Annotated in this window: 10 protein-coding genes; 2 read left to right on the top strand and 8 right to left on the bottom strand. The window is 68.7% G+C overall.

The genetic code is table 11. From position 1 onward, the window contains the following. From VFG33_RS31330 to VFG33_RS31340, 3 genes are all read right to left on the bottom strand, one after another. The coding region (locus tag VFG33_RS31330; protein ID WP_325056600.1) for an AIR synthase related protein at positions 1–338 on the bottom strand (338 nt) is incomplete at its 3' end. Positions 339–385: 47 nt separating this feature from the next. Further along, the gene (purF, locus tag VFG33_RS31335) at positions 386–1,948 is read right to left on the bottom strand and encodes an amidophosphoribosyltransferase (RefSeq protein ID WP_325056601.1); all 1,563 of its coding nucleotides are present in this window, start codon (positions 1,946–1,948) and stop codon (positions 386–388) included. Between the two features lie 24 nt (positions 1,949–1,972). After that, positions 1,973–2,113 carry a hypothetical protein gene (locus VFG33_RS31340; RefSeq protein ID WP_325056602.1) on the bottom strand — a complete coding sequence of 47 codons (141 nt, stop codon included), beginning with the start codon at positions 2,111–2,113 and terminating at the stop codon, positions 1,973–1,975. 103 nt (positions 2,114–2,216) lie between these two features. On the opposite strand from VFG33_RS31340, the gene VFG33_RS31345 reads away from it, so the two are divergent. Together VFG33_RS31345 and VFG33_RS31350 are read left to right on the top strand one after the other, a co-directional pair. Then, the gene (locus VFG33_RS31345; RefSeq protein WP_325056603.1) at positions 2,217–3,197 is read left to right on the top strand and encodes a helix-turn-helix transcriptional regulator; all 981 of its coding nucleotides are present in this window, start codon (positions 2,217–2,219) and stop codon (positions 3,195–3,197) included. Between the two features lie 304 nt (positions 3,198–3,501). Further along, positions 3,502–4,479 (top strand): LacI family DNA-binding transcriptional regulator, encoded by a 978-nt coding sequence (locus VFG33_RS31350; protein ID WP_325056604.1) that lies wholly within the window; start codon positions 3,502–3,504, stop codon positions 4,477–4,479. Here the strand turns inward: VFG33_RS31350 and VFG33_RS31355 are convergent. The 5 genes from VFG33_RS31355 to VFG33_RS31375 all read right to left on the bottom strand — a co-directional run bounded on the left by VFG33_RS31355 (position 4,476) and on the right by VFG33_RS31375 (position 10,585). After that, positions 4,476–6,317, bottom strand: coding sequence for a GH39 family glycosyl hydrolase (locus tag VFG33_RS31355; protein ID WP_325056605.1), 1,842 nt, complete (start codon positions 6,315–6,317; stop codon positions 4,476–4,478). The two genes, VFG33_RS31350 and VFG33_RS31355, sit on opposite strands and share 4 nt — an antisense overlap. Positions 6,318–6,413: 96 nt before the next feature. Beyond that, entirely contained in the window at positions 6,414–7,784 is a 1,371-nt protein-coding gene (locus VFG33_RS31360; protein ID WP_325056606.1) for an NAD(P)(+) transhydrogenase (Re/Si-specific) subunit beta, read from the bottom strand. After that, a complete protein-coding gene (locus VFG33_RS31365) occupies positions 7,781–8,086 on the bottom strand; it encodes an NAD(P) transhydrogenase subunit alpha part 2 (protein ID WP_325056607.1) in 306 nt (101 codons plus the stop codon). Before VFG33_RS31365 ends, VFG33_RS31360 begins: the two co-directional genes overlap by 4 nt. After that, complete coding sequence (locus VFG33_RS31370; protein ID WP_325056608.1) at positions 8,083–9,207, bottom strand: NAD(P) transhydrogenase subunit alpha; 1,125 nt, start codon at positions 9,205–9,207, stop codon at positions 8,083–8,085. The genes VFG33_RS31365 and VFG33_RS31370 overlap by 4 nt, the downstream gene beginning before the upstream one ends. Before the next feature lie 52 nt (positions 9,208–9,259). Further along, positions 9,260–10,585, bottom strand: coding sequence for a dipeptidase (locus tag VFG33_RS31375; RefSeq protein WP_325056609.1), 1,326 nt, complete (start codon positions 10,583–10,585; stop codon positions 9,260–9,262). Between the last annotated feature and the right edge of the window lie 121 nt (positions 10,586–10,706).

Genomic DNA, 10,706 nt, shown 5'->3' on the forward strand with positions numbered 1-10,706 from the left:
TTGCCGGTGCAGATGTAGTCGGTCATGAAGAGCGGTTCGGCCCCGCAGACGACCAGGTCGTCGACGACCATGCCGACCAGGTCGAACCCGATCGTGTCGTGCCGGTCCATCTTCTGCGCGATCGCGACCTTGGTACCCACACCGTCGGTCGAGGTGGCCAGCAAGGGCCGCCGGTACGCCGTGAGCGCGGTCGCGTCGAACAGCCCGGCGAAACCGCCGAGGCCACCGACCACCTCGGGACGGGTCGCCTTGGCCACCCATTCCTTCATCAGCTCGACGGCCCGGTCTCCGGCCTCGATGTCGACTCCCGCGGCGGCATAGCTCGCGCCCTCGGTCACGTGGGGTTCTCCTTGATTCACGGCCGAACGGCCTCTATGGCGGCCTGTTATGGCCGGGACAGGGCGTCCGCGGCGCCAGCTCCACCGGAAACCGTGGCCAGGCCGTCGACGTCGGTGCTCACCGACACCTCGAGCAGGTGCTTGCCCAGCTGCTCCGGGCTCGGCAGTTCGATCGGGTAGACCCCGTCGAAGCAGGCCCGGCAGAGCTTGTCCTTCGGCACTGTGGTGGCCTCGATCAACCCGTCCAGGCTGACGTAGCCCAGCGAGTCGGCGCCGAGCGAGCGGCAGATCTCCTCGGTGTTCAGGCCGTTCGCGATCAGCTCGGCGCGGCTGGCGAAGTCGATCCCGTAGAAGCACGGCCACTTCACCGGCGGCGCCGTGATCCGCACGTGGATCTCCTTCGCGCCGGCCTCGCGGAGCATCCGGATCACCGCCCGCTGGGTGTTGCCGCGCACGATCGTGTCGTCGACGACGACCAGCCGCTTGCCCTCGATCACCTCGCGGAGCGGGTTCAGCTTGAGCCGGATGCCGAGCTGGCGGATCGTCTGGCTGGGCTGGATGAAGGTCCGGCCGACGTAGGCGTTCTTGACCAGACCGGAGCCGTACGGGATGCCGGACTCCTCGGCGTATCCGATCGCGCCCGGGGTGCCGGACTCCGGCGTCGGGATCACGAGGTCGGCGTCCGCCGGGTGCTCGCGAGCCAGCCGACGACCGATCTCCACGCGGGTCGAGTGGATCCGCTGGCCGGAGATCTGGGTGTCCGGGCGGGCCAGATAGACGAACTCGAACAGGCAGCCCTTGGGGTCCGGCTCGGCGAACTTGGTGGAGCGCAGGCCCTCCTCGTCGATCGCGACGATCTCGCCCGGCTCGACCTCCCGCACGAACGAGGCGCCGACGATGTCGAGGGCCGCGGTCTCGCTGGCGATCACCCAGCCACGCTCGAGCCGGCCGAGCACCAGCGGGCGGACGCCTTGCGGGTCGCGCGCGCCGTACAGGGTGGTCTCGTCCATGAAGATCAGGCTGTAGGCGCCCTTGACCTTGGGCAGCACCTTCGCGGCGGCCTCCTCGATGCTGAGGTCCGGGTACCCGGCGAGCATCGAGGTCAGGATGTCGGTGTCGGAGGAGGCGCCGTGCTTGGCGTTCGCCTTCGCGTGCTCGACGTCGAGGTCCAGCCCCAGATCGAGGCTGTCGCTGCCGCCGAGGCTGGCGGCGAGCTCACCGGTGTTGGTGAGGTTGCCGTTGTGCCCGAGCGCGATCGAGCCGGTCGCGGTGGACCGGAAGGTGGGCTGGGCGTTGGCCCAGACACTGGATCCGGTCGTCGAGTACCGGCAGTGACCGACGGCGATATGCCCCCGCAGGGAGGCCAGGGTCGCCTCGTCGAAGGCCTGGCTGACCAGGCCCATGTCCTTGTAGACCAGAATCTGACTGCCATTGCTGACCGCGATGCCAGCCGACTCCTGCCCCCGGTGCTGCAGAGCATAGAGCCCGAAATAGGTGAGTTTGGCGACCTCTTCCCCCGGTGCCCAGACACCGAAGACGCCACAAGCGTCCTGCGGGCCTAGATCCTGCGGGTCAAGGTCATGAGTGAGCCGACCATCGCCACGAGCCACGCCCCTAGTCTACGGGAGGAGTTGCTACCAGCAGACCGCGCAGGGCCCGTTCGGGTCGTCCTCCACCGGCGGATCCGGGGCCGCCATCGCCGACCCGGCCGACAGCCAGGCCGAACCGGCAAGTAGCAGGCCGGCCGCCGCCACGGTCAGAAACCTCTTGATCACTACCGGTCCCTTCGAAATAATTCGAAACCTTCTGCTGAACGCGCTAAATCGACGCACCCTGTATATGGTCGGTTCCAAACGAGCGTTGGAGAGGGTGTAGATAGTGCTGGGACCGCTGGGTGTGGACGAGGCCACCTTCGCGGTCTATCACGCCCTTCTCCGCGAAGCGGACAGTACGCCGGAGCAGATTGCGGCGCTACTAAAACGTCCATTGAACGAGATCCATCAGTCGATGGACGAGTTGCGAAAGCTGGATCTCCTGGTCCCGACCTGGACCAACCCGGCCGTCGAGCACGCCGTCCACCCGAGAGTCGGCCTGTCGAGCCTGGCCGAGCGCCGCCGCAGCGAACTCAACCGCCTGCTGGGTGAGCTCAACGAGGCAGAGGCGTCGGCCGAGATCCTGGCCGAGCAGTACAACGAGCTGCTCACCTCGCGGACCAGCGGCGATGTCGAGGTACTGCGCGGCCGCGCGAACGCCTCCCGCCGGATCGAGGAACTCGGCGCCAAGTCCCGCGAATCCTTCTGGGGCCTGATCCCGGCCCACGTCGACGACATCGTCGCCCCGGCCGAGGAATCACCGGACATCCCGCTGCTGGAGCGCGGGATCAAGATGCGCAGCGTCTATCTCCAGAGCATGACGGTGTCGAAGGCCGGTCTCGAGTTCGCCGCCTTCATGCACAAGCTCGGCGGCGAGGTCCGCGCCACTCCGACCCTGCCGATGCGTCTCCTGATCGTCGACCAGGAGATCGCCATCATGCCGCTGAACCCCGAGGTCGAGAGCGCCGGCGCGGTCATCCACCGCTCCCCGGCCGTCGTCGCGCTGGCCCTGGCCATGTTCGACTCGTACTGGTCCCGGGCGACCGAGCTCTTCGCCCCCGAGGACCGCGACGGCGCACCCCTCACGCCGCACGAGGCCGAGGTACTCCGCCTACTCGCCGGCGGCGCCAAGGACGAACAGGTCGCGCGTCTTCTCGGTATCTCCCTGCGAACCGCCCGCCGAATCACCGCAAACCTCTCCGACCGTCTCGACGCCACCTCCCGTTTCGAACTCGGTGTAGCCGCCGCAAAACGCGGCTGGGTCTGATCAAATGCCCTTCCGCGGCATAATTCGTTCCTTTTGGTGAAAGCGAAGTACGCGCCAAGTCACTGCATTTAGTTTTCCTCCGCGAAGGCCCAGGATCGCTGTAGTCGTTGGCGGATGGGCGCCACAGGAGCCGAGGAGCACGAAGGGAAGAATCTGCCGTCGGCGAGGCGCCGGAGGTAGACAAAATACCTGAGCCGGTCAGTGTCAAACGCTCGCAGGAATTCCCGAATTGCCGCCGCTTGCTGCGGGTCGGGTCCTCGCCTATCGTCGCTGGAAACCGGTTACTGCGGCGGGGAGGGCGTGGATGGGGAGCAGGCGGCCGACGGTCCGGGAGATTGCCGAGATCGCGCAGGTGTCGATCGCGACCGTCTCGCGGGTTTCGCGGGGTACCGGGCAGGTTCGGCCCGAGTTGCGGCAGCGGGTTCTGCAGGTCATCGAGGAGTACGGGTACCGGCCGAGTCAGCTGGGCCGGGCGCTGGCCGAGCGGAAACACGGCTCGGTCGCGATCGTCTTCCCCGGGCTGGCCGGGCCGTACTTCTCCGAGTTGATCCAGGGCTTCGAGTACGAGGCGATGGAGGCCGGGGCCGGCGTCCACATCGTCGGGACGCACAAGCGCGCGGCGGCCGACGCCGATGTCCTGGCGATGTCGGCCAGGGTCGACGGCATCGCGGTGCACGGTGGCACGGTCAAGCCCGAGACCCTGCAGCGACTGGCCGCCGAAGTACCGGTCGTCGTGCTTGCCGGGCAGCCACTCGACGGCATCCCCTCGGTCCGCGCTGACAACTCGCAAATGGCCGAGCTGACCAGGCATCTACTGGTCGACCACGGCTACCGGCGGCTCGTGTTCGTCGGCAGTCCCGACGGTTCGCCCGATGTCACCGAGCGCTGGGAGGCGTTCCAGCAAGCCCATCGCGAGGCGGGCGTCGAGGCCCCGGCCGGCCCGGTCAAGATCGGCCTGCAGCAGTCCGATGGTGTGATCGCGGCCGGCGAGCTGCTGAACGGACCCAGCCGCCCGGACGCGATCGTCTGCGCGAACGACGAGACGGCGCTCGGCGTACTGATCGGCGCGCTCGGCCGCGGTCTGCGGGTCCCGGGCGACGTCGCCATCACCGGCTTCGACGACGTCGCGATGTCCTCACTCGTCCAGCCCGGCCTGACCACCATCCGCCAGCCCATCCGCGAACTCGGCGCCGCGACCGCCCGCCTCCTGATGGCCGATCAGAGCACGGAAAACCTAGTCCTCCCGACCGAACTCGTACTCCGGGGCAGCTGCGGCTGCTAGAGCTCGATCAGTACTGCGCCCGGCTGCGGCAACTCGAAGTCGAGGATGTACTGGCCGTCCACCAACTCCAGTGCGACCTCGAAGCCCGGTAGGACGTCGGCGGCGCGCAGTTGCTCCCATTGCTCGTCGGTCGGCCAATCGCCCACACCCAGCCGCTCCGCGAGCACCGAGATGTCACCGTGGTCCCGATCCAGCCGGGTCACCTTGACGGAGACCGGGTCGGAATCCGCGAAGTCCGCCAGCCCGTCCAGCGCCAGCCGCACCCGACGATCCAGGCCGGCATCGCCCTTGCACTTCGCTTGGTCCAGCGTGTGGTTCCACACCAGCACAGCAAGCGAACCGTCCTCGCGACAGGTCGCCCAACTCTGCACCAGACCGTCGGCTCCGTCGCCCAGGGCAACGACCGGCAGTTCGACATCGCCCAGCTGGGCCAGCAGATACAGCGCGTGGTACCGCGCCTTCGCGATCCCGCCGACGGTGATCAGCCCGAAGCCACCGTGTAGCAACCGGGGTGGTCTGCCGAGTTCCTCGAAGTGATCCGACGCCACCCAGTACGACAGCGCGTCCAGCCGTCCCGACGAGGACTTCATCCCACTCAGCAAGAACATCGCCGACGAGGCCGAGTCGTTCACCGGGTTGAAGTGCGTCGGCGTGACGCCCCATTCCGTCCACAGGATGCGAGCGTCGGACCGCCCGAACCGGGCCAGCGTCGGCCGCAGATCCAGCGGCGCACTCCCGTAGGTATGGGTCGACACGAAGTCCAGGGGCGCACCCGAGCCGGCGACGTGAGCCAGCAACTCGTCGACCCACCCGGCCGCCGCCGAGGACGGACCACCGACGGCCAGCCGCGGATCCACATCCTTCACCGCGAACGCCGTCACGTCGTACAGGTGCATCCATTCCTCGCGGGTGCCGGACCAGAAGACCTCGAGGTTGGCCTCGTTCCAGACCTCGAACTCCCAGCCGCGGACCTCGTCCAGGCTGTACCGCTCGACCAGGTGCTGCACGAGCGCCCGGACCAGGTCGCCCCAGCGTTGCCAGTCCTTCGGCGGCGAGATGATCCCGCCGTACTGGAACACCGTCCTGTCCGGATCACTGGCCAGGTCGCGCGGCATGAAGCCGAGTTCCACCACCGGGCGCAGGCCGATCCCGATGATCGCGTCGTAGACCTCGTCGACGCGGGCGAAGTCGTACGCCGGTTCGCCGTCGACCTCGCGATAGACGCCGAGGTCGTCGTGCAGGATCGCGTGCGCCCGGACGGACTCGACACCGACCTCCTTGCTGACCCGATCCAGCGCCGCGAGCAACTCGCTCCCGATCGGCCGGCCGCCGGTCAGCTCGGTACTGCGCAACTGGCTCAACCGCTCGCTCCCGATCATCGGGATCCACGGCTTCTCCAGCGCCTCACCGGGCGCCGACGCATCAACCGTCAACGTCACCACTGGCGAAGGCCCAGCCGGTACTACGGAAGCCGCGGCAACTGCGGATCCCAGCTCACCCGTCACGGTGACCTCGGGGACAGAGGCGACCGCATACCAATAGGTCTGCCCCGGCGCACCGGTTGTATCGACGTACCAGGTGTCCGGCACCGACAGCACGTCACCGCCAAGGTGATCGACCGGCTCGAACGGCCCCTGCTCGAGCAGGGCCCGGTGGACCAGATATCCGACTGCCCCTTCGACCGGCTGCCACCGCAGCGTGACCTGCGCCTGCCCCGACTCGACGGTCAGCCCGTCAGGCGGTGGGAGCACCGGCGGCGAAGCCTGGCGGCTGGTGTCGGAACGACGCGAGATCCGCGCCTCCCAGTCGGTACGGGCATCGAGCTGCTGCTCGCTCACGGCGAATCTCTCCCGGGGACGGATGGCTGTAACCGGTTTCAGCCGACCCTACAGCGCCCCCGGTGCAGGCGACACCGGATGGATGTCGCCCGCCCCTCAGACGTTCTTGACGGCGGCGAGGAGTTTGGTGAGGGAGTCCCGGGCGTCGCCGAACAGGAGGGTGGTGCGGGGGTCGTAGAGGAGTTCGTTCTCGATACCGGCGAAGCCTGGGCGCATCGAGCGCTTCAGGAAGATGACCCGCTGCGACTCGTCGGCGTTCAGGATCGGCATGCCGTAGATCGGCGCGCTCGGGGTGTTCCGGGCGGCCGGGTTGACCACGTCGTTGGCGCCGACCACCAGGGCGACGTCGGTGGACTTGAAGTCGCCGTTGATGTCGTCCATCTCGCGCAACTGCTCGTAGGGCACCTGGGCCTCGGCGAGCAGGACGTTCATGTGCCCGGGCATCCGGCCGGCGACCGGGTGGATCGCGTAGTCGACCTTGACCCCGCGCCGCTGGAGCTCCTCGACCAGGTCCCGGAGGGTGTGCTGGGCCTGCGCCACGGCCAGCCCGTAGCCGGGGACGATGATCACCCGCTGCGCGTAACCGAGCAGGATCGCCACGTCCTCGGCACTGCCGGAGATCACCGGCCGCTCGGACACGGTCCCGGCGCCGAGCGTGGAGCCGCCGCGGACGGCCCCGAAGAGGATGTTGAAGACCGACCGGCCCATCGCGTCGGCCATCAGCTTGGTCAGCAACGTACCGGCCGCGCCAACCAGCGTTCCCGCGATCAGCAGCAGCGAGTTGCCGAGCACGTAGCCGCCCGCGGCCACCGTCAGACCGGTGAAGGCGTTCAGCAACGAGATGACGATCGGTACGTCGGCGCCGCCCACCGGCAGCACCAGCATCACCCCAAGGGCCAGGCCAACCAGGCAGAGCAGCACGCCGACCCAGACCCGCGGATCCGAGACCAGCCAGGCCGACAACGCGACTCCGCCAAGGATCCCGGCGACGAAGAGCACCGGGAGACCGGGAAACGTCACCGGCCGGGTCGTCATCAGTTCCTGCAGCTTGGCGAACGTGACGATCGAACCAGAGAAGCTGACCGCACCGACCAGCACCGTGAAGGCCGTCGCGATCGCCGCGATGGTCTCTCCGTCGCGCACCTCGCCTAGCTCCATCAGGGCGACCAGCGCCGCCGCACCACCGCCGACACCGTTGAAGAGGGCAACCAACTGCGGCATGTGCGTCATCTGCACCCGCCGGGAGCCGACCACCCCGGCGACCGTACCGATCGCCAGCGCGATCAGGATCGGCACCAGGTGGTCCGGCTTGTAGGCGATGAAGGTGATGATCACCGCGAGCACCGCACCGGCCGCGCCGAGCGCGTTGCCGGTCCGGGCGGACTTGGGCGACGACAGGGCCTTCAGCGCGACGATGAAGCAGACGGCCGAGATCAGGTAACCGATCTGGGCCCAGGTGTCGATCACTTGTGCAACTCCTTCTTCCGGGCGCCCGGGCCGCGGAACATCTCCAGCATCCGGTCGGTGACGACGAAGCCGCCGACCATGTTCACGGTCGCCAGCACGACGGCCACCAGCCCGACCGCCACCACCAGCGCGGACTCGGCCTGGCCGGTGACGATGATCGCGCCGACCAGGATGACACCGTGGATCGCGTTCGCGCCGGACATCAGCGGGGTGTGCAGGGTCGCGGAGACCTTGCTGATCACCTCGACGCCGACGAACGCGGCCAGCACGAAGATCGTCAGCAGTGCGATGGACTCGGTCATGCGTGCGGTCCCTTCAGGAGCTCACGGGTCGGCTCGTGCAGCACGGTCCCGTCATGCGTCACGCAGCAGCCCGCGACGATCTCGTCGTCGAAGTCGGGGTCGAAGGCCGCGTTGCGGGTCATCAGGCCGATCAGGTTCGCGATGTTCTGACCGTAGAGCCGGCTGGCCGGGCCGGCCATCTGGCTCGGCACGTTCGCGCCGCCCCAGACCAGCGCGTTGCCGATCGTCAGTTCGGTCCCGGCCACCGAGCCCTCGACGTTGCCGCCGGACTCCGAGGCCAGGTCGACCACGACGGATCCGGGCTTCATCTGCTCGACCATCGATCGCGACACCAGGATCGGCGCGGTCCGCCCCGGCACTGCCGCTGTGGTGATCAACGCGTCCGCAGCCGCGATGTAGGGAGCGAGCAGGTCACGCTGCAACTGCGCTCGCTCCGGCGTCATCTCGCGCGCATAACCACCCGGACCGTCCAGCGAGCCGAGCTCCAGCTGGATCGGGATCGCGCCCATCGAGGCGATCTCCTCGGCCGCGGCGGTACGCACGTCGTACGCCTTGACGACGGCGCCGAGGCGCTTGGCCGTGGCGATCGCCTGTAGGCCGGCGACCCCGGCACCCAGTACTACGACCTGGGCCGGCGGCACCGTGCCGGCAGCGGTCATGTTCAACGGGAAGAACCTGGGCAGCCGTTCCGCGGCCACGATGGCGGCCCGGTAGCCGGCGACCATCGCCTGGGAGGAAAGCGCGTCCATCGACTGGGCCCGGGAGATCCGCGGGATCAGCTCCATCGCGAACGCGGTCAGTTTGGCCCGGGTGGCGGCCCGGATCACGTCCGGCGGATTCGTCGGCAGGAACGACATCAGCGCAGTACCGGCGTGCAGGCGCTGGAGGCGTTCCCGCTCCAGCGGCTGCACGGACGCCACGACGGTGGCCGCGTGGTCGGCTCCCCAGGCCACCTCGGCCCCGGCATCACGGTAGGAATCGTCGGAGAACAGCGCGCGCTCGCCCGCCGCGGGCTCGACTGCGACCTCATAGCCGAGCTGGACGAGTTTGGCCACTTGTTCAGGCACCAGCGCCACCCGGCGCTCGGCAGGTCGGGTCTCTCGCACTACTGCGATCTTCACCCGCCGAAACCTATGCCAAAGGCAGGCCGCCCCGAAAGCCCGGTACCGCCGTTCATGCCAAGTTCTGAAGAAGATGTGCCTCGGCCAGACAGACCTTGGCGAACTCCTCGAGGTGCAGGCCTTCGTCGATCCCATGCGCCCGGGTGTCCGGATCCTCCACCCCGGTGACCAGAACGGCCGCCTGCGGGAAGGTCTGCTGGAACTCCGCGATGAAGGGAATCGAGCCACCCATGCCCATGTCGACGGGCTCCACACCCCAGGCCGCCGCGAAGGCCGACCGGGCCGCGTCATAGGACGCGCCGCGGGCGTTGATCGTGCAGGGCTGGCCCAGATCTCCTTCCGTGACAACAACTTGAGCGCCCCATGGGGCGTTCTGCTCGAGGTGGTTGCGCAGGGCTTGCATCGCCTTCACAGCGTCGTCGCCGGGCGCGACCCGCAGGCTGACCTTGGCGCGCGCGACCGGTACCAGGGTGTTGCTGGCGTCGGCCACCCGCGGTGCGTCGATAGCCAGTACGGCGATCGCCGGGCGCGTCCACAACCGATCGACCAGCGAGCCGGATCCGATCAGCCGGACGGAGTCCAGCACACTCGACTCGGCGCGGAACGAGGCTTCGGGATAGTCCAGCTCGGCAGCACGGCCGGCATGCAGCCCGTCCACCGCGACGTCGCCGCTGTCCGTGTGCAGGGTCGCCAGCAACCGGCACAGGGCGGTCAACGCGTCCGGCACGGCACCACCGAACAGCCCGGAGTGAACGGCGTGCTCGAGCGTCCGCACCTCGACATAGCAGTCGACGAGCCCGCGCAGCGAGACGGTCAACGCGGGCTGACCGATCGCCCAGTTGCTCGAGTCGGCGATCACGATCGCGTCGGCGGTCAGCTCGTCGGCGTACTCGTCGAGCAGTTGCAGCAGGGTCGGCGAACCGATCTCCTCCTCGCCCTCGACGAACACCGTCACACCCACCGGCAGGTCGTTGCCGAAGGCCCGTACGGCGGCCAGGTGGGCGGCGATGCCGGCCTTGTCGTCGGCCGCGCCCCGGGCGTAGAGCCGGCCGTCCCGCTCGGTCGGCTCGAACGGCGCCGAGCTCCACTCGTCCTCGGCCCCGGTCGGCTGGACGTCATGATGCGCGTACAGCAGCACGGTCGGCTTGCCCTCGGGCGCGGGCTTCTTCGCGATCACCGCGGGCGCGCCGTCGCCGGCCCGGACGATCCGCACCGCGAAACCCTCCGCCTCGAACAGCGCGGCGGTGGCCTCGGCGGACCGCTGGACATCGGCCGCTCGGGCCGGGTCGGCACTGACCGAGGGAATCCGGATAAGGTCCTCGAGGTCGGCACGGACAGAGGGCAGCACGCGGTCGATCGCCGCAGACAGATCAGTCATGCCGCCTACGGTACGGCGTGCCCCGGCGGCACGGATTTCTCCTACCCAGCACTACTTGTAGACCGCGGAGTTCAGCACCTTGTCGAGCTGGTCGGCGTCTGGGCTGCGTACCTGGATCCGG

It is taken from the genome of Kribbella sp., from assembly GCF_035687465.1.
Lineage (GTDB): Bacteria > Actinomycetota > Actinomycetes > Propionibacteriales > Kribbellaceae > Kribbella.

Bases quoted from the DNA above. Each gene is read 5' to 3' on its own strand.
- VFG33_RS31350 (WP_325056604.1), top strand. From the start codon at position 3,502: ATGGGGAGCAGGCGGCCGACGGTCCGGGAGATTGCCGAGATCGCGCAG.
- VFG33_RS31365 (WP_325056607.1), bottom strand. From the start codon at position 8,086: ATGACCGAGTCCATCGCACTGCTGACGATCTTCGTGCTGGCCGCGTTC.
- VFG33_RS31375 (WP_325056609.1), bottom strand. From the start codon at position 10,585: ATGACTGATCTGTCTGCGGCGATCGACCGCGTGCTGCCCTCTGTCCGT.